Source organism: Streptomyces exfoliatus (assembly GCF_000725545.1).
Classification (GTDB): domain Bacteria; phylum Actinomycetota; class Actinomycetes; order Streptomycetales; family Streptomycetaceae; genus Streptomyces; species Streptomyces exfoliatus.
This window is the reverse complement of record NZ_JNZP01000003.1, coordinates 138386-160723: the sequence shown is the minus strand read 5'-3', so window position 1 is coordinate 160723 and position 22338 is coordinate 138386. Positions and strand designations below refer to the sequence as shown.

The 22338-nt window shown below is 71.8% G+C and carries 17 protein-coding genes; 12 read left to right on the top strand and 5 right to left on the bottom strand.

From position 1 onward, the window contains the following. Positions 1-66: 66 nt before the first annotated feature. Positions 67-1026: a helix-turn-helix transcriptional regulator gene (locus IO20_RS0105665; protein ID WP_030546644.1), complete on the bottom strand. Its 960-nt coding sequence runs from the start codon at positions 1024-1026 to the stop codon at positions 67-69. 62 nt (positions 1027-1088) lie between these two features. Between IO20_RS0105665 and IO20_RS0105660 the strand changes: the two genes are divergently transcribed. The 4 genes from IO20_RS0105660 (at position 1089) to IO20_RS0105645 (ending at position 6501) form a co-directional block, all read left to right on the top strand. After that, positions 1089-2636, top strand: a complete 1548-nt coding sequence (locus IO20_RS0105660) for an MFS transporter (protein ID WP_030546642.1) — start codon at positions 1089-1091, stop codon at positions 2634-2636. 180 nt (positions 2637-2816) lie between these two features. Next, positions 2817-3578, top strand: a complete 762-nt coding sequence (locus IO20_RS0105655; protein ID WP_030211917.1) for a DeoR/GlpR family DNA-binding transcription regulator — start codon at positions 2817-2819, stop codon at positions 3576-3578. Next, a complete protein-coding gene (gene pfkB / locus IO20_RS0105650; RefSeq protein ID WP_030546640.1) occupies positions 3575-4528 on the top strand; it encodes a 1-phosphofructokinase in 954 nt (317 codons plus the stop codon). The genes IO20_RS0105655 and pfkB overlap by 4 nt, the downstream gene beginning before the upstream one ends. Continuing rightward, positions 4525-6501 (top strand): PTS fructose transporter subunit IIABC, encoded by a 1977-nt coding sequence (locus tag IO20_RS0105645; RefSeq protein WP_030546637.1) that lies wholly within the window; start codon positions 4525-4527, stop codon positions 6499-6501. Before pfkB ends, IO20_RS0105645 begins: the two co-directional genes overlap by 4 nt. A gap of 94 nt (positions 6502-6595) precedes the next feature. Here IO20_RS0105645 and IO20_RS40925 read toward each other — a convergent pair whose 3' ends face one another. Continuing rightward, a complete protein-coding gene (locus IO20_RS40925; protein ID WP_063834654.1) occupies positions 6596-7744 on the bottom strand; it encodes a hypothetical protein in 1149 nt (382 codons plus the stop codon). 278 nt (positions 7745-8022) lie between these two features. Here IO20_RS40925 and IO20_RS0105635 point away from each other — a divergent pair, with 278 nt between their 5' ends. After that, on the top strand, positions 8023-9111 hold the full coding sequence (locus IO20_RS0105635) for a glycosyltransferase (RefSeq protein ID WP_030546633.1): 1089 nt from the start codon (positions 8023-8025) through the stop codon (positions 9109-9111). A 49-nt stretch (positions 9112-9160) separates the two neighbouring features. Here the strand turns inward: IO20_RS0105635 and IO20_RS0105630 are convergent, their stop codons facing one another. The 3 genes from IO20_RS0105630 to IO20_RS0105620 all read right to left on the bottom strand — a co-directional run bounded on the left by IO20_RS0105630 (position 9161) and on the right by IO20_RS0105620 (position 12426). Beyond that, the gene (locus IO20_RS0105630) at positions 9161-10009 is read right to left on the bottom strand and encodes a DUF6227 family protein (RefSeq protein ID WP_245684873.1); all 849 of its coding nucleotides are present in this window, start codon (positions 10007-10009) and stop codon (positions 9161-9163) included. A gap of 92 nt (positions 10010-10101) precedes the next feature. Then, the gene (locus IO20_RS0105625) at positions 10102-11172 is read right to left on the bottom strand and encodes a P1 family peptidase (protein ID WP_030546630.1); all 1071 of its coding nucleotides are present in this window, start codon (positions 11170-11172) and stop codon (positions 10102-10104) included. A gap of 54 nt (positions 11173-11226) precedes the next feature. Next, positions 11227-12426, bottom strand: a complete 1200-nt coding sequence (locus IO20_RS0105620; protein ID WP_037634715.1) for a low temperature requirement protein A — start codon at positions 12424-12426, stop codon at positions 11227-11229. Between the two features lie 184 nt (positions 12427-12610). On the opposite strand from IO20_RS0105620, the gene IO20_RS0105615 reads away from it, so the two are divergent. From IO20_RS0105615 to IO20_RS0105585, 7 genes are all read left to right on the top strand, one after another. Continuing rightward, positions 12611-14038, top strand: coding sequence for an MFS transporter (locus IO20_RS0105615; RefSeq protein ID WP_030546626.1), 1428 nt, complete (start codon positions 12611-12613; stop codon positions 14036-14038). Positions 14039-14225: 187 nt separating this feature from the next. Then, positions 14226-16496, top strand: coding sequence for a formate C-acetyltransferase (gene pflB / locus IO20_RS0105610; protein ID WP_030546624.1), 2271 nt, complete (start codon positions 14226-14228; stop codon positions 16494-16496). A gap of 96 nt (positions 16497-16592) precedes the next feature. After that, the gene (pflA, locus tag IO20_RS0105605) at positions 16593-17378 is read left to right on the top strand and encodes a pyruvate formate-lyase-activating protein (RefSeq protein WP_030546622.1); all 786 of its coding nucleotides are present in this window, start codon (positions 16593-16595) and stop codon (positions 17376-17378) included. Positions 17379-17445: 67 nt separating this feature from the next. After that, complete coding sequence (locus tag IO20_RS0105600) at positions 17446-18573, top strand: hypothetical protein (protein WP_030546620.1); 1128 nt, start codon at positions 17446-17448, stop codon at positions 18571-18573. Then, complete coding sequence (locus IO20_RS0105595; protein WP_030546618.1) at positions 18570-20894, top strand: molybdopterin oxidoreductase family protein; 2325 nt, start codon at positions 18570-18572, stop codon at positions 20892-20894. Before IO20_RS0105600 ends, IO20_RS0105595 begins: the two co-directional genes overlap by 4 nt. A gap of 7 nt (positions 20895-20901) precedes the next feature. Further along, positions 20902-21501: a 4Fe-4S dicluster domain-containing protein gene (locus IO20_RS0105590; RefSeq protein WP_030546616.1), complete on the top strand. Its 600-nt coding sequence runs from the start codon at positions 20902-20904 to the stop codon at positions 21499-21501. After that, positions 21498-22166 (top strand): Rieske (2Fe-2S) protein, encoded by a 669-nt coding sequence (locus IO20_RS0105585; RefSeq protein WP_030546615.1) that lies wholly within the window; start codon positions 21498-21500, stop codon positions 22164-22166. The genes IO20_RS0105590 and IO20_RS0105585 overlap by 4 nt, the downstream gene beginning before the upstream one ends. Positions 22167-22338 lie beyond the last annotated feature (172 nt).

The window sequence follows — 22338 nt, the reverse complement described above, 5'->3', positions numbered from 1 at the left end:
CAGCCGGGCGAAGGGGCCCGGGGACACCGTCCCCGAGGCCCCTTCGGCGCAGGGCCGCGCCCCTGCTCAGCCCGCCGTCGCCGTCGCCAGCCTTCCCGACAGGTCGCGTACGTACAGGATCAGCGGCTCGGGGCCGTGGATCGTGAAGGGGGCGTCCACCAGGGCCAGGCGGAGGGCCAGCCACTCGACGGAGTCCGTCGCGCGGGCGCGCAGGCGGCAGCTGGTCGGGCCCGTCTCCGTGGGGACCAGGTGGGACGGGAGGCGGGCGGTGACGAAGTCGGCCGGGGCCTCGAAGGAGACGTCCAGGTCGAGTTCGGACTGGGCGCGGGACATGGAGCGCACCAGGAGCTGGGCCGCGTCGCCCGCCGGAAGCTCACGCGGGGTGAAGCGGGCGCCGGTCGCGAGCGGATCGCTCACCCGGTCCACCCGGAACGTACGCCAGTCCTCGCGGCCGAGGTCGTACGCCACGAGGTACCACCGGTGCCCGGTGGAGACCAGCCGGTAGGGCTCGACCAGGCGTTTCGTCTCGGCGCCGTCGCCCGCGCGGTAGCCGAAGCGCAGTTTCTCCCGGCCCGTGACCGCGCCCGCGAGGGCGGTCAGCGTGGCGGGGGCGACCGTCGCCCCGTCGCCCCGGGTGAGCGGGATCGTGGCGTTCTGGAGGGTGGAGACCCGGTGCCGCAGCCGCGCGGGCAGCACCTGTTCCAGCTTGGCCAGGGCCCGTACGGACGCCTCGTCGACGCCCTCGATGGCGTGCCCCGCTCCGGCCCGCAGGCCGACCGCGATGGCGACGGCCTCCTCGTCGTCGAGGAGGAGCGGCGGCATGGCCGTGCCGGCGACGAGCCGGTAGCCGCCGACCGCGCCGAGGCTCGCCTCGACGGGGTAGCCGAGATCGCGGAGCCGGTCGATGTCCCGCCTGATGGTGCGCGGGGAGACCGAGAGCCGTTCGGCGAGCTCGCTTCCGGGCCACTCGCGCGGGGTCTGGAGGAGCGAGAGCAGATTCAGGAGTCGTGCCGGGGTGTCCGTCATGTCTTCCAGGATGCGGCTCATCTAGGACATGTACTGGCCTAGATGACTTCTATCTTCTTCGTATGAGTTCACACGAAGCCGTCACGGACGCGGCCCCCCAGGACACGAGCGGCAAGAGGCGTTGGATCGCCCTCGCCATCGTCATGACCGCGGCCTTCATGGACCTGGTCGACGCGACGATCGTCAACATCGCGATCCCCAGCATCGAGCGGGACCTCGGCGCCTCCTTGGGGACCATCCAGTGGATCACCGCCGGGTACGCGCTCGCCTTCGCGGCGGGCCTGATCACCGGCGGCCGGCTCGGTGACATCTACGGCCGCAAGCGGCTCTTCCTCCTCGGCACGGCGGGCTTCACCCTCGCCTCCGCGCTCTGCGGCTTCGCGGTGAGCTCGGAGATGCTGGTCGCCTCCCGCCTCCTGCAGGGCGCGGCGGCCGCGATGATGGTGCCGCAGGTCCTCTCGATCATCCACGTCACCTTCCCGGCGCACGAGCGCGGCAAGGTCTTCGGGATGTTCGGCGCGATCATCGGTCTGGGCGCGGTCTCGGGCCCGCTGCTCGGCGCGCTGCTCACGCAGTGGAACATCGCGGGCCTGGAGTGGCGGCCGATCTTCCTGATCAACCTGCCGGTCGGCATCGCGGGCCTGCTCCTCGGCCGGAAGTTCATCACCGAGTCCAAGGCGCCGAAGGCGCTGCGCCTCGACATGGTCGGCGTGCTCCTGGTGACGGGCGCGCTGCTGATGCTGATCTACCCGCTGACGCGCGGCCGCGAGCTGGACTGGCCGCTGTGGGGCCACCTGATGATGGCCGGCAGCGTGCTCGTCTTCGGCGCCCTCGTCGCGTACGAGAAGTACAAGACGAAGAAGGACGGCTCGCCGCTCGTCGAGCTGTCGCTGTTCCGGGTGAAGAGCTTCGCCGCGGGCATCGCGGTGCAGCTGACGTTCGGTGTGGTGCTCGGCATCTTCTTCCTGGTGTGGACCATGTACATGCAGATCGGGATCGGCTGGACCGCGCTGCGGGCGGGTCTGACCGGCGTGCCGTTCTCGATCGCGGTGTCGGTGGCCGCCGGACTCTCGGTGCAGAAGCTGGTGCCGCGCTTCGGCCGGAAGGTGCTCCAGGCGGGCGCCCTGACGATGATCGCGGGCGTCCTGCTCTACCTCTTCGAGGCGGGCCGGTACGGGACGGGGATCGAGTCCTGGCAGATGATTCCGCCGCTGGTGGTCATGGGCCTGGGCATGGGCCTGATCGTGGCGCCGCTGACGGACGCGGTGCTCTCGGAGGTGCCGCAGGAGCACGCGGGTTCGGCCTCGGGCCTGATCAACACGACGGGCCAGATGGGCAACGCGCTCGGCCTCGGCCTGGTGTCGGTCGTCTTCTTCGGGTCGATCGACGACGAGCGGCTCGCCAAGGCTCCGGCCGAGGTGGGCCCGGCGTTCACGAACGCCTTCCAGAACTCCCTGGGCTGGGCGGCGGGCGTGCTCGCGGTGATCTTCCTGGTGATGTTCGCCCTGCCTGCGAAGCCGAAGCAGCACCTGGAGGGCGGCGGCGAGGCCGACCCCGACGCCGACGCCGACGCGATGGTGGTCGAGAAGGAGCCGGCGCTGACGCGCTGAGTTCCCCCTCGGAGGGCCTCGGTCCCGGGAATCGTCCCGGGGTCGAGGCCCTTCGGCGTACCCACCCAAGACCGATGTCCGTTCGTGTCCGCATGGATGCCCGGATCCGTTTACTTTGCGGAAACCCGGGCGTAGTCTGACGCTGAAACCACAGGTTCGGGCATCGAACGGACGTAAACCATGTACGCACCCGAGCGTCAGCAACAGATTCTGCGGCTCGCCCGCGAGGGCGGACGCGTCGACGTCCTCTCCCTCGCCGAGGAGTTCCAGGTCACCGCCGAGACCGTACGGCGCGACCTCAAGGCCCTCGACCGGGCCGGGCTCGTCCGCCGGGTGCACGGCGGCGCCATCCCCGCCGGCTCGCTCGACTTCGAGCCCGACCTCGCCGAACGCGAGTCCACCGCCGCCGACGAGAAGGACCGCATCGCCCGCGCCGCCCTCGCCGAACTGCCCGAGGAGGGCAGCGTCGTCCTCGACGCCGGCTCGACCGTCGCCCGTCTCGCCGCCGAGTTCCCCCTCGACCGCGCGCTGACCGTCGTCACCCACGCCCTCCCCGCCGCCGCCCGGCTCGCCGACCACCCCGGCATCGACCTCCACCTCGTCGGCGGACGCGTACGGCACCGCACCCGCGCCGCCGTCGACGCCTGGGCCCTGCGGGCGTACGGGGAGATCCGCGCCGACGTCGCCTTCCTCGGCGCCAACGGCTTCTCGCCCGAGCACGGACTCACCACCCCCGACCTCGCAGAGGCGGCCGTCAAGCGGGCCGTGATCGCCGCCGCCCGCCGGGTCGTCCTCCTCGCCGACTCCGCCAAGCACGGCCAGGAGCACTTCGCCCGCTTCGGCGACCTGACCCACGTCGACCTGCTCATCACCGACAGCGGCCTCAGCCCCGAGGACGCCGCCGCCATCGAGGCGGCGGGAACGGAAGTCGTCCGCGCATGATCCTCACGGTCACCCCCAACCCCTCCCTGGACCGGACGTACGAGGTCCCGGCCCTGGACCGCGGCGAGGTGCTGCGCGCGGGCGCCGAACGCGTCGACCCCGGCGGCAAGGGCGTCAACGTCTCCCGGGCCGTCGCCGCCGCCGGACACCGCACCGTCGCCGTCGTGCCCCTCGGCGGAGCCCCGGGCGCGCTCGTCGCCCAGCTGCTCGCCGGCCAGGGCATCGAGGTCGCCCCGGTCCCGGTCGCCGGACACACCCGCTCCAACATCGCGCTCGCCGAACCGGACGGGACCCTGACGAAGGTCAACGCGCCCGGCCCGGAGCTGACGGAGGAGGAGTCGGAGACGATCCTCGCCGCCGTCGGCGCGTACTCCACCACCGCCGACTGGATCGCCTGCTGCGGCAGCCTCCCGCGCGGCCTCGCACCCGAGTGGTACGCCCGGCTCGTCACCCGCGCCCACGGCGCCGGGGCCAGGATCGCCCTCGACACCTCCGGGCCGTCCCTGCTCGCGGCCCTCGCCGCCCGCCCGGACGTCGTCAAGCCCAACGCCGACGAACTGGCGGAGGCCGTCGGCCGCCCGCTCCTCACCGTCGGCGACGCGGTCAAGGCCGCGGAGGAACTGCGCGGACTCGGCGCGGGCGCCGTCCTCGCCAGCCTCGGCGCCGACGGCCAGCTCCTCGTCTCGGCGACCGGCACCTGGTACGGCCACGCGCCCGTCGCCGTGATCCGCTCCAACGTCGGCGCGGGCGACGCCTCCCTCGCCGGTTTCCTCGCGGCGGGCGGCGAGGGCCCCGAGGCCCTGGCCGCGGCCGTCGCCCACGGCGCCGCCGCCGTCCAGCTGCCCGGCAGCGAGATGCCCACGCCGGGCGACCTGAACCCGTCGGCCGTCACGGTGACCTCCGACGTCCCCCTGGACCTCACCCTCAGCGAGCAAGGGAGCCCGCGATGAGCAGGATGATCACCGCGGACCTGGTCGACCTCGACCTGTCCGCCGACACCAAGGAAGCGGCGGCCCGTTCGCTCGCCGAGCGGATGGTCACCCTCGGCCGGGTGACCGACCTGGACGGCTTCCTCGCGGACGTCGCGGCCCGCGAGGCGCAGATGCCGACAGGCCTCGACGGCGGCATCGGCATCCCGCACTGCCGCAGCGCCCATGTCACCGAGCCGACCCTCGCCTTCGGCCGCTCGGCCGCCGGCGTCGACTTCGGCGCCCCGGACGGCCCCGCGGACCTGATCTTCCTGATCGCCGCCCCGGCGGGCGCGGACGACGTCCACCTGACGATCCTCTCCTCCCTGGCCCGCCACCTGATGGACGAGGAGTTCACCGGCGCCCTGCGCTCGGCGACCTCGCCGGCGGGCGCGGCGGCGCTGATCGCGGGGGAGGAGGAGCCCGTTTCGGCTCCGGAGGAGCCGGAGCCCGTGGAGCTCGTGGAGCCCGTGGAGCCGTTCCGGATCGTCGCCGTCACCTCCTGCCCCACCGGCATCGCCCACACCTACATGGCCGCCGAGTCCCTGGAGAAGGCCGCGCAGGCGGTCGGCGTCGAACTCGTCGTGGAGACGCAGGGATCCGCCGGCTTCACCCGGCTCGACCCGGCCGTCGTCGTCGCCGCCGACGGCGTGATCTTCGCCCACGACGTGCCCGTACGCGAGAAGGAACGGTTCGCCGGAAAGCCGACCGTCGACGTCGGCGTCAAGGCGGGCATCAGCCGCCCCGCCGAGCTGATCGCCGAGGTCCGCGGCAAGGCAGAGCGTGGCGAGGCCTCCGCCCCCGCCACGGCCGGGACCCCCGTCGAGAACGCGGGCACGCCGGACGAGGGCTACGGCACCAGGCTCCGCAAGTGGCTCATGTCCGGCGTCAGTTACATGGTCCCGTTCGTCGCCGCCGGCGGTCTCCTCATCGCCCTCGGCTTCGCCGTCGGCGGCTACGACATCGACAAGGCGCCGTCCGTCGCCGAGCACTTCGCCTGGGGCCAGGCCGACTCCTGGGCCGCTCTGATGTTCCAGATCGGCGGGCTGGCCTTCGCCTTCCTCGTCCCGGTCCTCGCCGGCTACATCTCGTACGGGATGGCCGACCGGCCGGGTCTCGTCCCCGGCTTCGTGGGCGGCTCGATCGCCCTCACCGTCAACGCCGGCTTCCTGGGCGGCCTCGCCGCCGGTCTGATCGCGGGCGGCACCGTCCTCGCCGTCCAGAAGGCGAGAGTGCCCGCGGCACTGCGGGGCATCATGCCCGTGGTCGTGATCCCGCTGCTGTCGTCGGTCGTCGTCGGCTTCATGATGTTCCTCGTGATCGGCAAGCCGATCGCGAGCCTCCAGAAGGCGCTGACCGACTGGCTGTCCGGCCTCTCCGGCGCCAACGCGATCATCCTGGGCGTGATCCTCGGCCTGATGATGTGCTTCGACCTCGGAGGCCCGCTCAACAAGGTCGCGTACGCCTTCGCCGTCGGCGGCCTCGCCACCCCCAACGAGGGCTCCCTCAAGGTCATGGCCGCCGTGATGGCCGCCGGCATGGTCCCGCCGCTCGCGATGGCCCTCGCGACGACCGTCCGGGGCAGGCTCTTCACCAGGACGGAACGCGAGAACGGCAAGGCGGCCTGGGTCCTCGGCGCCTCGTTCATCACCGAGGGCGCGATCCCCTTCGCCGCGGCCGACCCGCTGCGGGTCATCCCGGCGGCGATGGCGGGCGGCGCGGTCACCGGCGCCCTCTCGATGGCCTTCGAGTGCACCCTGCGCGCCCCGCACGGCGGCGTGTTCGTGCTCCCGCTGATCGGGAACCCGTTCCTCTACCTGCTCGCGATCGCGGCGGGCACGGCGGTGAGCGCCGGTCTCGTGATCCTCCTCAAGGGGGCGCGGAAGTCCACCCCGGAGGGCGAGCCCGCGAACCGCGAGACCCAGGCCGGTACGAAGGTGACCGTGGCGGCCTGACCCCCGGCCCCTGGACAGGAGGGGCCCGGCAAGAGGGGCGGTGCGCACCGCGAGCGCACCGCCCCTCAGGCGTGTTCCGGACCGATACGGTCCGTCAGCTGTTCTTCACGGCCGCCGGGATGCGGGGCATGTCGCCGCTCTTCCCGGTCTTGTCCTTCAACCGCCTCAGGTCGCCCGGCGAGGGGCTGGCGAGCAGCGTCCACACTTCATTGCACACGAGCGCGTCCGGGGCGTTCTGCACGGTGCACACGGTCTCGTACACCTCGCCGCCGGTGGTCAGCACCTGGATCGAGACGCCGTTGGCCTGCGAGGAGACCGATACGGAGCAGGCGTCCGCCGGATAGCTGTTGTTCGGGTCCCCGTCGGTGAGGTCGTACCAGACGAAGGGGGTTGCGGTGGGCCTGTTCTGCCTGATCCCGGCATACGTGATCCCGTTGGAGACCACGCCCTTGACCTCGTTGCTCGCATTGGGCTCATAGGCGTCGACGTCATTGCAGGGGCCGACCGGGCCGGTGGCGCCCGTCGCGCCGGTCGCACCCGTGGCACCCGTCGCGCCGGTCGCACCCGTGGGACCCGTGGGACCGGTGGGGCCCGTGGGACCGGTCGCACCCGTCGCACCCGTGCCACCGCCGCCGGGACCCGTCGGGCCCGTGGGACCGGTGGGACCCGTGGGGCCGGTCGCACCCGTGGCACCCGTCGGGCCCGTGCCACCGCCGCCGGGACCCGTCGGACCCGTGGGGCCGGTGGGGCCAGTGGCGCCGGTCGCACCCGTGGCCCCCGTGCCGCCGGTAGGTCCGGTCGGGCCGGTGGGTCCGGTCGGACCCGTCGGGCCTGTCGGTCCCGGCTTGCACTCGTCGCCTCCGGCCGGTGCCGCCGCGTGCGCGGCGCGGGCCCCGTGGCCCTCCACCAGGGGCTGGACGTGCTGGTCCAGGAACTCCCCGAGGCCGCCGCCCCGCGGGGGCGGGCCGTCCGGGTGGTGCGGGGGCGGGCCGTCCTGGTGGTGCTGCGGCGGGCCGTCCGGGTGGTGCGGAGGCCGCGCCTCGCAGGGGTCGCCGGTCGACGGTCCTGCGACCGCCACACCGGGGGCTCCCATCGCGGGAGACGCCGCCCGCGTGGCCGCCATCGCGGGCGAGGCGAAGCCGGTGAGCACGAGCGCGACCGAGGCGATGGCACCGCCTCCGACCCAAGCGCGACGGCGGGGCAGCGGGCCGAGCGGGGACCTGGTCCTGGCATCAGGACGCATGCAATGCTCCTTCCTCCACCGGCTCTGCGACCGGTGCGAGTGCGATCGAGAGGGAGCGGATCTCCACTCCCGTAATCGGAACATCGGATCGCATGTGCGAAGGCTTGACGGCCGGGCGGCATGGATAACGCCATGGCGTATCGCGACTGTCCCAATGGACGCGTACGCGAAGGCGAACTCCGGACCGCCTGTCGGCGCGCCGACTCCGCGCCCCGGCCCGGCATACGTAGCGTCGCGCACCCGCCAGCTCCTCCCGCCCCACCGGAAGTGGTGTTGCCGTGCAGCCGTCCATCTGCCTGTGCATGATCGTCAAGAACGAGGCCGCCGTCATCGAGCGCTGCCTGGCCTCCGTCCGCGGTCTCGTGGACACCTGGGTCATCTCGGACACCGGGTCCACCGACGGGACCCAGGACCTGATCAGGACCGCCCTCGCCGGCATCCCCGGCGAGCTGCGCGAGGAGCCGTGGGTGAACTTCGGCCACAACCGGAGCCTGAACATCGCGCACGCCCGTGGCCGCGCCCGTCACCTGCTGCTGCTCGACGCCGACCTCGTCCTCCGGCAGGAGGGCCCACTGCCCCCGCTCACCGCCGACGCGTACATGATCCGCCACGAGGGCGCCTTGGAGTACCGGATCAAACGCCTGGTCAGGGGGGATCTGCCGTGGCGGTACGAAGGGGTCACCCATGAGTACCTGACGGCCGATCGGGACCACGTCCAGGAGAACCTGGACGCCCTCGTCATCGAGGACTACGCCGACGGAGGCTCACGCCACGACAAGTTCGAGCGCGACGCCCGGCTCCTGGGCGCCGAGCTGGACCGGGACCCCGGCAACCCCCGTACGGTCTTCTATCTCGCCCAGACCCTGCGCGACATGGGCCGGACCGACGAGGCCGTCGCCCTGTACGAACGGCGCGCGACCATGGGCGGCTGGGGCGAGGAGGTCTACTACTCGCTGCTCCAGTCCGGCGTCCTGCGCGCCGAGTCCGGCGACTGGCCCGCCGCGATGGACGCCCTCTCGCGCGCCTGGGAGTCACGCCCGGGACGGCTTGAGGCCTGTTACGAGCTCGCGGCCCGGCTGCGGAAGATGAACCGCCACCAGGCCGCGCACGCCGTCGTCTGCGCGGCCCTGGACCGGGAGCCGCCCGACGACCTGCTCTTCACCCAGCCGTGGGTGTACCGGTGGGGGCTGCTCTTCGAGTACTCGATCACCGCGTACTGGGTCGGTGACCACGCGGCCTCCCTCGCCGCCTGCGACCGGCTGCTCGCCCTGCCCGATCTGCCCGCGGCCCACCGCGAACAGACCCGCGCCAACCGGGCCTTCGCGGCCGACCGGCTCGCCGAGGCCGCCGTCCCCGCGCCGGTCTGACCTGGGACCGGCGCGGCAAACGGACGAGCACCCGGGCGCGTGCGGGGCGTCAGCGGACCCGGGAGCGGGACTCCATCGCCTCGCGGGCAGCGCTCTCGGACTCGTACACCTCGCACATGTGACGGCCGTCCGGCGTCGAGGTGTGCTCGACCTCCCAGAGGCTGACCTCGCTTCCGTCGAGCAGCAGGAACTGGTGCTCGTAGAGCGTGAAGCCGGCGTCCCGGCCCCCCTCCACCGGGCAGTGACGTCCGAAGGCCTGCGTGATGTGGTGCGCGAAGGCCAGTCTGAGCCGGCGGGCCGTCCGCTCGCCCGGCCGGTCCGCGTTCTCCGCGCGCCGCAGGACGCGGCGCGCGTGGTCGGCGGAGTTGTCCGGTACGTACATCCGGGGCTGGGCGGGTATCGGGCGGGCGAGGAGGGCGCCCAGCAGGGCCATGTCGTCGTCCTCGTCCTCGTCGAGGGCGCGGCCGTCGGAGCGCTCCGCGCTCCAGCCCGGCAGCGGTCCGATCGGAAGACGGGAGGCGGCGAGCCGGGCCTCCGACTCCTCGGCGTACACCTCGTGCTGCTCGGCGCCGCCCCGGCCGGCGTTGTGCGTGAGCTCCCAGAGGGAGAGCGCGCTGCCGTCGCCGAGCAGATACGTGTGGCGGTAGGTGGAGCGGTGCAGCGACGCGCTGTGGTGCGAGGAGTACAGCGCGCTGGAGTGGGCGAGCGCCGTGCCGAGGCGCTCGACGGTGGAGTCGGGCAGGTCGAAGGAGTTGAGCGCCCGTCCGAGGAGCCGCTCAACGTGCGTCTCGGTCGTCTCGTACGGATCGTGAGGATCCTGCGGATCGTTCAAGAGGGTCTCCAGGCCGTCGCCGCATGTCACTTGGTGCTTGCTTAACGTAGTCCCTGGGTCTGACATCGTGTCCGGGGTTCCGGAAAACGAAGGGCGCCCGGGCGAAGTTCCCGCCGCGCCGGGCCGTCCTCCGCCCAACTCCCTTGGACCCAAGGGCACTACGTGGCCGGCTCCGATCCGTACAGCTCGCGGTACGAGGGAAAGTCGCCGCCCGGCCCGCGAAGGCCGCCGGGCGCCGCGAGCACCGCCCGCACGATCGCCCGGGTCACCAGGTCGGCGCCCGCCGCCAGGATCTCGTTCAGGGCGAGCGGACCTGGCCCCTCCGGCAGCTCCCGCACCCCGGTGGCGAGGGCGAAGACGGTGTCCCCGTCGTTCATCAGGTGCACCGGGCGCAGGGCCCGCGCGATGCCGTCGTGCGCCGTGCCCGCGACCTTCTGCGCCTGGGCGCGGGTCAAGGCCGCGTCCGTCGCGACGACGGCGAGCGTGGTGTTCAGCGGGGGAGGGGCGGCCGAGGCGCGTGCCTCCGCGAGCCGCCGAGCCGCCGCCTCGCGCACCGCGGGCGCGGGGAAGGAGGGCGGGCCGCCGTCGGCGAAGTAACTCCCGTACAGCGCCCCCGTGGCGGGGTCGACGGCCGAGCCCACCGCGTTCACCACCACCAGCGCACCGACCGTGACGCCCGAGTCGAGCACCGTGCTCGCCGTGCCCACCCCGCCCCGCAGTCCGCCGACCACGGCCCCCGTGCCGGCGCCGACCGCACCGGTCTCCACGCGCGCGTGGTCGCCGCTCGCGTCGGCCGCCTCCACCGCGGCCCGGCCCGTCGCCGCGTCCGGCCGGGCCGAGAAGTCGCCGCCCCTGCCCAGGTCGAAGACGCACGCGGCGGGCACCACCGGCACCACATGGGACGGGTCGGGCCCCACGCGCACGCCCCGGTGCCGCTCCTCCAGCCAGGCCATCACCCCGGCGGCGGCGTCCAGGCCGTACGCGCTGCCGCCGGTGAGCACGACCGCGTCGATCCGCTGGACCACGTTCCTCGGGTCGAGCGCGTCCGTCTCCCGCGTGCCGGGCCCCCCGCCCCGTACGTCCACGGCGGCGACGACCCCGCCCTCGGGCCCCAGCACCACCGTGGTCCCGCTGAGCGCCCCGCCCCCGGCCACGCGCGCGTGCCCCACGCGCAGCCCCCCGACATCGGTGATCGAGTCCCGTCCGTCCGTCCCCTCGGGCTGTGTCATGCCCCCTTGCCTACCACGGCGACAGGGCCGGGGGCTCCTGCGCGGGCCGGGATTTCAGCCGGTCCCGGCGGTCCCGGCCGCCCCCGCTCCCGCCCGCGTCGACGGGTTCCGGGACGTGAGGGTCACCCCGACCGCGACCGTGGCCGCCGCGACCAGGCCGGCGCACAGGACCGCCCAGTGGCCCGCGAACGAGCACAGCAGGATCAGGAGCGCCGAGACCGGCAGGACGAGTTGCTGCGCCAGGCCCACCTTGAAGTAGCGCGCGTGGAGCAGCCATACGGAGATCAGGAAGATCGCCGCCGGGATCGTCACCGACGCCGAGGCGGCGAGCGTGGAGAGGTGCGCCTTGCCCACGGCCTGTTCCACGGCGATCTCCAGGCCCGCGCCCACGGCCGCGGCCGACGCGAAGATCACGTAGTGGCCGTAGCCCCACAGGAAGCCCTGGCGGCTGGAGGTCAGCCGGTCGTGCGCGGGGACGACGAAGTAGATCCACCAGGCGGCGAAGACGAGCAGCAGACCGCCCGCGGCGATCGGCAGCAGCTCGCCGAGGGCGTCGTGCTCGGAGACGCCGGACTTCACGGCGACGGTCGCGGCGGCGACTGCCTCGCCGAGCACGATGATGGTGAACAGGCCGTACCGCTCGGCGATGTGGTGCGGGTGCCAGGTGCTGGGCTTCTTCTTCTCCGCGTACAGGGGTACGGCCATCTCGGCCAGCGCCATGACGAGGAAGACCCAGGGGCGGGCCCCCTCCGGGGCGAGGACCAGCGCGAGCCAGCCGATCTGCACGGCCACGACCCCGCCCGCGTACCGCCGGCACATCGTCCGCTCGGCGGGGTCGGTGGCGTGGTGGGCGGCGCGCAGCCACTGGGTGGCCAGCGCGAGCCGCATGACGACGTAGCCGACGTAGACGACGAGGAAGTCGTGCTCCTCGAAGGCCCGGGAGACGCCCGCGGCGAGGATCAGTACACCGGCGATCTGGACGAACGTGACGACCCGGTAGAGAACGTCGTCATTGTCGTAGGCGGAGGCGAACCATGAGAAGTTCATCCAGGCCCACCAGATGGCGAAAAAGATCATCGCGTAGTTGATGATCCCCTCGCCGGTGTGGTTCTCGGCGACGGCGTGCACGAGTTGCGCGCCCGCCTGGGCGACCGCGACCACGAAACACAGGTCGAAGAAGAGCTCGAGTGGTGTGGCGGCCCGGTGGGACTCCTCGCGGGAGCGTGCGGTGAGCGGCTGGAACGGTTGTGTCATGCACCAAGCAGACCAGAGTGGCCGACCCTCCCGCCCACGTGCCACGCGGCCCGCTGCTGACAGGACCTAGGGCCGTCCCCCTGACGACCATCGGCACTCACGTACCCCTGATGCCGAAGCGCAGCCTGAAAGTGCGAGAAACACCAGGAAAGTCACGAGAGTTCCGAGAAGTCAGGGAAGCGCCATGAGTTCCGTAGTCCAGTCCCAGGACAGCAGAAGGACGGGCGGGCCGACCGCCTCGTACGACACGGAGCAGTATCGGCCCGGGAAGCCGATCACCGACTGGGAGCCGGAGAACGAGCTGTTCTGGCAGTCCATCGGCAGGAAGGTCGCCACCCGCAATCTGTGGATCGCGGTCCCGGCGCTGCTCGTGGCCTTCGTCGTCTGGCAGGTGTGGTCGGTCACGGCGACCAACCTGCGGGACGTCGGCTTCGGCTTCTCGACCTCCCAGCTGTTCTGGCTGACGGCCATCCCCGGTCTGACCGGCGGCACGGCCCGGATCCTCTACACCTTCCTCGGCCCGATGATCGGCCAGCGCCGCTTCACCGCCCTGTCGACGGTCGTCCTGATCGTGCCGCTGATCTGGCTCGGCATCGCCATCCAGGACCCGACGACCCCGTACGGCGTGATGGTCGCCATCGCCGCGCTCTGCGGCATCGGCGGCGCGAACTTCGCCTCCTCCCTCGCCAACATCGGCTTCTTCTTCCCCAAGGCGAAGAAGGGCAGCGCGACGGGCGTCAACGGCGGTCTCGGGAACCTCGGCGTCTCCGTCGTCCAGCTCCTGACCCCGATCGTCATCACCTGGTCGACCCTCGCGATCGGCTCCGCCCAGCACAAGGCCGACGGCACGCCCGTGTACCTCCAGAACGCCGCCTTCCTCTGGGTCCCGATCCTGCTGATCCTCGCCGCCGTGGCCTGGTTCGGGCAGAACGACCTCAAGGTGGCCGCGACGCCCTTCAGCCGGCAGAAGATCATCTTCAAGCGGAAGCACAACTGGCTGATGACCTGGCTGTACGTCGGCACCTTCGGCTCCTTCATCGGCTTCGCCGCCGCCCTGCCGATGCTGATCAAGACCACGTTCCCGGACCACTCGGTGGCCACCTACGCCTGGATGGGCCCCGCCGTCGGCGCCCTGGCCCGCTGGGGCGGCGGCTGGATCGCCGACAAGTGGGGCGGCGCCCGGGTCACCCTCCTGTCCTTCGCGGGCATGGCCGTCTCGATCGTCGGCGTCATCGCCTTCCTGCCCTCGGGCGGTGACGGCGGCTCCTTCCACGGCTTCTTCCTCTGCTTCCTCGCCGCGTTCTTCTTCTCCGGCATCGGCAACGGATCCACCTTCCGTCAGATCCCGGTCATCTTCCGCGGCACCCACCTCAAGGGCCTCACGGAAGGCACCCCCGCGCACACGAAGGCCCTCCGGCAGGCCGAGATGGAATCGGGCGCCGTCACCGGCTTCACCTCGGCCATCGCCGCCTACGGCTTCTTCTTCATCCCCGCCCTGTTCGGCTCGGTGGCCGTGACCAGCGCGATGTGGGGCTTCGTCGCCTTCTACGTCAGCTGCATGGTCGTGACCTGGTGGTTCTACGCCCGCAGGAACGCCGAGGCGCCCAGCTGACCGGCTCCCGGAGACCGGCTCCCAGCTGACCGGCTCCCGGCGAAGGCCCCGCCCCGGCGGGGCCTTTTCGCGTACGCGGGAAGGGACGTACGGCCCCCGAAAGGTGACCATTGCCGCCCGAAACGATCGATCAGAAGCAGTGCAATGGAGGTAAGCGACAAACCGATCGAAAGAGGCGGTGCGGTCAGTGACGGCGAACCCTGCTGAGGCAACGGCGACCGAGCGGGCCTGGAAGGGCTTCAAGGGCGGACTCTGGCGCGACGCCATCGACGTCCGCGACTTCATCCAGCGGAACTACACCCCGTACGAGGGCGACGACTCCTTCCTCGCGGGCCCCACCGAGCGGACCACCGCCGTGTGGAAGGCCATCACGGACAGGTTCCCGGAGGAGCGCGCCAAGGGCGTCCACGACGTCGCGTACGACATCCCCTCCACCATCACCGCGCACGCCCCCGGTTACATCGACCGCGACAAGGACCTGATCGTCGGCCTCCAGACCGACGCCCCGCTCAAGCGCGCGATCATGCCCTACGGCGGCTGGCGCATGGTCGCCGGCGCCCTGGAGACCTACGGTTACCCCGTCTCCGAGGAGCTGGAGAAGGTCTTCACCGAGTACCGCAAGACCCACAACGCCGGCGTCTTCGACGCGTACACCCCCGAGATCCGCGCCGCCCGCAAGGCCGGCATCGTCACCGGACTCCCCGACGCCTACGGCCGCGGCCGCATCATCGGCGACTACCGCCGCGTCGCCCTCTACGGCGTCGACCGCCTCGTCGCGGTCAAGAGGGAGGAGAAGGCGGAGCTCGACACCCTCCCCGCCGGAGGCCTCGGCCTCGAAGAGACCATCCGGCTGCGCGAGGAACTCTCCGAGCAGATCCGCGCCCTCGGCGAACTCAAGGCGATGGCCGCCTCCTACGGCCACGACGTCTCCGGCCCCGCCACCACAGGCCGCGAGGCGATCCAGTGGCTGTACTTCGCCTACCTCGCCGCCGTGAAGGAGCAGAACGGCGCCGCGATGTCCCTCGGCCGCACCTCCACCTTCGTCGACGTCTACCTCCAGCGCGACATCGAGGCCGGTCTCCTCACCGAGGAGCAGGCCCAGGAACTCGTCGACGACTTCATCGTCAAACTCCGCATCGTCCGCTTCCTGCGCACCCCCGAGTACGACGAGCTGTTCTCCGGCGACCCCACCTGGGTCACCGAGTCCATCGCCGGCATGGGCGAGGACGGCCGCCCGCTCGTCACGAAGACCTCCTTCCGCTACCTCCAGACCCTCTACAACCTCGGCCCGGCCCCCGAGCCGAACATGACCGTCTTCTGGTCCCCTCGCCTGCCCCAGGGCTTCAAGGAGTTCTGTGCGAAGGTCTCCATCGACACCTCCTCCGTGCAGTACGAGTCGGACGAGCTGATGCGTCCCCGCTTCGGCGACGACACCGCCATCGCCTGCTGCGTCTCCGCGATGCCCGTCGGCAAGCAGATGCAGTTCTTCGGCGCCCGCGTGAACCTCGCCAAGACCCTCCTCTACGCGATCAACGGCGGCCGGGACGAGAAGTCCGGCGCCCAGGTCGGCCCGTCCACCGGGGCCCTGACCTCCGAGGTCCTCGACTACGACGAGGTCATGGCGAGGTTCGACGAGCAGATGGAGTGGCTCGCGAGCGTCTACGTCCACGCCCTGAACGTCATCCACTACATGCACGACCGGTACGCCTACGAGCGCGTCGAGATGGCCCTCCACGACCGCGACGTGCGCCGCACCATGGCCTGCGGCATCGCGGGTCTCTCGGTCGCCGCCGACTCCCTCGCCGCCGTGAAGTACGCCAGGGTCACCCCGGTCCGCGACGAGACCGGTCTCGCCACCGACTACGTGATCGAGGGCGACTACCCGGCGTTCGGCAACAACGACGAGCGCGTCGACGAGATCGCGGTCCGGCTGGTCGAGGAGTTCATGAGGAAGGTGCGCAGGCACCCGACCTACCGGAACGCCGAGCACACCCAGTCCGTCCTGACCATCACCTCCAACGTCGTCTACGGCAGGAAGACCGGCAACACCCCCGACGGCCGCCGCGCCGGCGAACCCTTCTCGCCGGGCGCCAACCCGATGAACGGCCGCGACACCCACGGCTACGTGGCCTCGGCCCTCTCGGTCGCCAAGCTCCCGTACGAGGACGCCGAGGACGGCATCTCACTGACCAACACCGTCACCCCCGACGGCCTGGGCCGCACCCCCGACGAGCGGATCAGGAACCTCGCGGGCGTCCTCGACGGCTACACGGCGAGCGACGGCTTCCACATGAACGTCAACGTCCTCGACCGCGACGTCCTCATGGACGCCATGGAGCACCCCGAGAACCACCCGCAGCTGACCATCCGGGTCTCCGGATACGCGGTCAACTTCGTCCGGCTCACCCGCGACCAGCAGCTCGACGTCCTGAACCGCACCTTCCACGGCACGCTGTAGCCCTCCCCGGCACCCTGGGGCCGGCGGCCCTCACTCCCGGCCCCGGGGCGCGCCCGACACCCCGACACCCCCACACCCTTCGAAGAAGGTCCTGCCATGACCGGCCTCACCGTCGGACCCGTCACCCCGGCCGCCGCCGCGACCCACCGGCCCTCCGAGGGCTCGGTCCACTCCTGGGACCTGTCCACCGGCGTCGACGGCCCCGGCACCCGCTTCGTCGCCTTCCTCTCCGGCTGCCCCCTCACCTGTCTCTACTGCCACAACCCCGACACCTGGAAGATGCGCGACGGCGAGCGGACCTCGGCCGACGCCATGATCGCCGAGGCGTCCAAGTACGTCCGCTTCATCTCCGCCGCCGGCGGCGGAGCCACGATCTCCGGCGGCGAACCCCTCCTCCAGCCCGTCTTCACCGGCGAACTCCTCCACCGCCTGAAGCACGAACTCGGCCTGCACACCGCCCTCGACACCTCGGGCTTCCTCGGGGTCCGCGCCACCGACGCCCTGCTGCGGGACACCGACCTGGTCCTGCTCGACATCAAGTCCTGGCACCCCGACACGTACAGGAAGGTCACCGGCCGGCCGCTGGGGCCGACCCTGGACTTCGCCCGGCGCCTCGCCGACCTCGGCCAGGAGGTCCACGTCCGTTTCGTGCTCGTCCCGGGGCTCACCGACGACCCCGCCGACGTCGAGGGAGTCGCCGCCTTCGCCGGAGGTCTCGGCAACGTCACCCGCGTGGACATCCTGCCCTTCCACAAGCTCGGCGAAGCGAAGTGGCAGGCGCTCGCCAAGCCGTTCACCCTCCATGACACGCCCTCCCCGAGCCCCGAGCAGATCGCCGGGGTCCGCGAGGTCTTCCGCGCCCACGGGCTGAACGCCGTCTGAGCGACGCCCTCACCCCGTCACCTCGCAAAACAGGGCGAAACATGACGTAGGCCCTTACCGTGGCCGCGTGACCGAGCCACCGAAGACAGCCGAGCCGACCCCCGCCCCCGGCCCCGTCCAGGGCCCCGCCCCCGGAAACCCGGCTGCCGAGAGCTCCCCGCGGTCACCGGCCGCCGTGCGCCGCCGCGCCACCCTCGCCGGCACCGCCGTCTCCGTCCTGCTGATCATCGCGATCGTCTTCGGCAGCCGCCTGCTCCGCGACTTCGACTCGGCCCTCCTCCCGTACGCCGTCGCCACCGTCTTCCTCGCCTTCGGCGTCGCCTACCGCTACACCGTCTGGATCTCCGCGCCCGGCGCCCGCCGCCTCTTCAAGCAGGGCTGGCGCTCCTTCTTCTCCGTCGCGAACTTCCGCAAGGCACCCACCGCCCTGCCGAAGATGATCGCCACCTACCTCGGCTTCCAGAAGTTCCTCGGTGCCCGCTCCCACGCCCGCTGGGCCGCCCACCAGCTCGTCTTCTGGGGCTGTCTGCTCGCCGCCGCGATCACCTTCCCGCTCACCTGGGGCTGGTTCACCTTCACCTCCTCCACCGGCTCGGGCCCCGGCTACGAGATGCGGATCTGGGGCTTCAAGATCATCGGCTTCGACGCCCTCAGCGTCCTCGGCTGGCTCATGTTCCACGGCCTCGACATCGCGGCCGTCCTCGTCATCGCCGGCGCCGCCTACTTCCTCTGGCGCCGCATGAAGGACCGCGGGGCCGTCACCGGCCAGCGCTTCGCCTACGACCTGGTGCCGCTGATCGCCCTCGTCGTCGTCTCCGTGACCGGGCTCCTGCTCACCTTCTCGTCGATCTTCCTGCACGGCGGCGGCTACGAGTTCCTCGCGATCCTCCACATGGTGTCCGTCGTCTTCACCCTCATCTACATCCCCTTCGGGAAGTTCTTCCACATCGTGCAGCGGCCCGCCGCCGTCGGCATGCAGCTCTTCAAGTACACCTCCCGCCGCAAGGACGAGGAGGTGCTCACCTGCCGCCGCTGCCACGAGCCCATCGACACCGCCCCGTACGTCGAGAACCTCCGGGGCACCATGCGCGACCTCGACCTCGGCTTCGACGAGTGGGCCGAGTACTGCCCCCGCTGCAAGCGCGTCCTCCGCGGCAACGCCTACCTCGACCATGTGAAGAAGGGCTTCAAATGACGGCGACCGACCCCGCGACCACCCCCGGGCAGCCGGTGCCGCTCGACCCCTCCCTCGCCCCGCCCGGCACCCGCGCGTTCCGGGACGCCGGCGGCATCCCCGCCGACCGCTGGCACGCCGACCAGAACGGCGAGACCCTCGTCCCCACCCACTGCTGCTTCTGCGGTGTCCAGTGCGGCATGTACCTGCGGGTCGACCGCGGCGGCAAGGTCTTCGGCGTCGAACCCCGCAACCACGACATCAACCGGATGCGGCTCTGCCCCAAGGGCATCAACGCCTACCAGCAGGTCAACCACCCCGACCGGCTCACCGCACCCCTCATGCGCCGCAATCGCGACGAGGAGTTCCGCGAGGTCAGCTGGGACGAGGCCCTCGACCACACCGCCGCCGAGATCCGCCGCATCCAGGGCGAGTACGGCAACGACGCCTTCGGCCTCCTCGGCGGCGCGAGCCTCTACTCCGAGAAGACCTACCTCGTCGGCAAGTTCGCCCGGGTCGCCCTCAGGACCCGGCACGTCGACTACAACGGACGCCTCTGCATGGTCTCCGCCGCCGGCGCCAACAAACTCGCCTTCGGCATCGACCGCGCGGGAAACCCCTTCTCCGACATCCTCCTCACCGACTGCCTCCTCATCGCCGGCTCCAACGTCGGCGAATGCTTCCCCGTCATGACCCAGTACCTGTGGGGAGCCCGCGACCGGGGCGCCACCCTGATCGTCGTCGACCCCCGCGAGACAGCCATCGCGCGCACCGCCGACATCCACGTCGCCCTCAAACCCGGCACCGACTCCGCCTTCTTCAACGCCGTCCTCCACGTCGTCGTCGCCGAAGGCCTCACCGACGAGGCGTACCTCGCCGCCCACGCCACCGGCTGGGAGGAGGTCAGGAAGACCGTCGCCGACTACCCGCCCGCCCGGTCGGCCCGGATCTGCGGCGTCCCCGAGGAGCAGATCGTCCAGGTCGCCCGCATGTTCGCGGGCGCGGGCAAGGCCATGGCCTGGCACGCCCGCGGCGTCGAGCACCACTCCCAGGGCGTCGAGAACTGCCTCAGCATCATCAACCTGTGCACCGCCACCGGGAACATCGGCAAGCCCGGCGCCGGCTACGGCACCATCACCGGCCAGGGCAACGGTCAGGGCGGCCGCGAACACGGCCAGAAGTCCGACCTCCTCCCCGGCGGCCGCTCCATCACCAACCCCGAGCACCGCCGCCAGATCTGCGAGATCTGGGGCATCGACGAGTCCGAACTCCCTCCCGCAGGCACCTCCATGATGGAGATGGTCTGGCAGATGCAGCGCAAGGAGATCCGCGGCCTCGTCGGCATCTGCAACAACCCCTTCGTCTCGCTGCCCCACTACGCCACCGTCAAGGACGGCTACGACACCCTCCAGTTCCACGCCCAGTTCGACTTCTTCCTCTCCGAGACCGCCGCCAACGCGCACGTGGTCTTCCCCGTCACCGTGTGGGCCGAGGACGAAGGCGTCATGGCCAATGCCGAGGCCCGGGTCGTCAAGCACAACAAGGCCCAGGAACCACCGGCCGGCGTACGCACCGACACCTGGGTCATCTGCGAACTCGCCCGCCGGCTCGGCGCCGGCGACAAGTTCGACTTCCCCGACTCCCGCTCCGTCTTCGAGGAGCTCCGCGTCGCCTCCGCCGGAACCGTCAACGACTACTACGGCATCACCTACGAACGCCTGGAGGAGACCGGTGGCATCGCCTGGCCCTGCCCCAGCACCGATCACCCCGGCACCCCCCGCCTCTTCGAGGACGGCCGCACCTACCACCCCGACGGCACCATCCACATGCAGGTCGTCGAATGGCACCCGCCGATGGACCCGTACAGCGAGGAGTACCCCCTCTCGCTGACCACCGGCCGCACCGTCGCCCACTTCCTCTCCGGCAACCAGACCCGCCGCCTCGGCGCCCTCGTCGAACAGACCCCGCGCCCCTGGGTCGAGGTCCACCCCTCCCACGGCTTCCGCAACGGCGACCCCGTCCGCGTCGTCACCCGCCGCGGCAGCGAGGTCTTCCCGGCCCTGGTCACCGAGGCGATCCGCCCCGACACCGTCTTCATCCCCTACCACTGGCCGGTCCCCACCGCGGCCAACGCCCTCACCATCGACGCCCTCGACCCCCGCTCCAAGATCCCCGAGTACAAGGTCTGCGCCGCCCGCATCGAGGCCGCCCCGCACATCGACGAGGTCCCCGCCCCGCCCACCGCCCCCGGACACCAGGCCTACCCGGAGACCCAGGTCTCCCGCACCGACCCGCTGCCCCCCACCTCCCCCCAGGGCCGCGGCACCTCGGAGAGGAGCTGACCCGCACATGATGGGCCGCACGATCTTCATCGACCCGGGCCGCTGCATCGGCTGCCAGGCCTGCGTCTCCGCCTGCCGCGAATGCGACTCCCACCGCGGCAAGTCGATGATCCACCTCGACTACCCCGACGAAGGCCACTCCGTCGCCTCCCTCCCCACCGTCTGCATGCACTGCGAGGACCCCGTCGCCCCCTGCGCCGAGGTCTGCCCCGCCGACGCGATCCTCGTGACCGCCGACGGCGTCGTGCAGCAGGCCGACACCACCCGCTGCATCGGCTGCGCCAACTGCGTCAACGCCTGCCCCTTCGGCGTCCCCAAGATCGACCTCCAGGCGAAGCTCCAGATGAAGTGCAACCTCTGCTACGACCGCACCGCCTACGGCCTCGCCCCGATGTGCGCCACGGTCTGCCCCACCGGCGCCCTCTTCTACGGAACCCTCGAAGAGCTCCAGGCCGAACGCCCCGGCGTCCAGGTCGCCGACTCCTTCACCTTCGGCGGCTCCACCGTCACCACCGGTGTCGCGATGGTCGTCCCCGCGGACAAGGTCCAGTGGCCGGTACCCGGCGGCCTCCCGGTCGTCGAGATCAATGGAAAGGACGTCCGTTGAGCGTGACCGACCCCCAGCCACCCACCTCGGGCCCCCACTCCGACGCGGCCCGGGAAGCGCTGCACGACCGGATCGCCGCCGACTCCCTCACCACCCGCCGCGACTACCTGCGGATCGTCGCCACCGTCTCCGGCGGTCTCGCCGTCGGCGGCGTCGCCGTCGCCTCCGGCATCCTCCACCGGCACGGCGACAGCGACGGGGCACCCGAGCCGAAGAAGATCGCCGACCAGATCCTGCCCGGCGAGTCCCTCGCCTTCCGCTATCCCGGAGGCGAGGACCGCGCGGTCGCCGTCCGCCTGGAGGACGGCACCCTCGCCGGCTACTCCGCCGTCTGCACCCACCTCGCCTGCGCCGTCCTCTGGCGCAAGGAGCGGGGCAGCGAGGGCGAGCTGTACTGCCCCTGCCACGAAGGCGTCTTCGACGCCCGCACGGGAGAGGTCACCGCGGGCCCGCCGCCGCGCGGCCTGCCCAAGGTGCTCCTGGTGGAGGAGGCCGACGGCAGCGTCTGGGCGGTCGGCACCGCCCGCTCGGGCGAGAGCGCCCGCGAGGGCCTCTGCCGCCAGCTGGGCGACGACCGTCCCGACCTCGCCGACCGTCTCGGCTGCCCCGGCATCGGCGCGGGCGCCCCGGCAGGCAGGACGGCGGAGAGGAGCGCGCGGACATGACCGAGCCCCCCTTCCCCCGCGACCCCGAAGCCCCGGAACCGCGCAGGACACCGGAACCGCCCGAATCCCCGGAACACTCCAGGACCCCCGACCCGGCCCTGACCCCGGATCCGGTGACGACCCCGGAACCCCCCAGGAGGGGCACGGAGCACACCGGGTCCCCGGAACACGC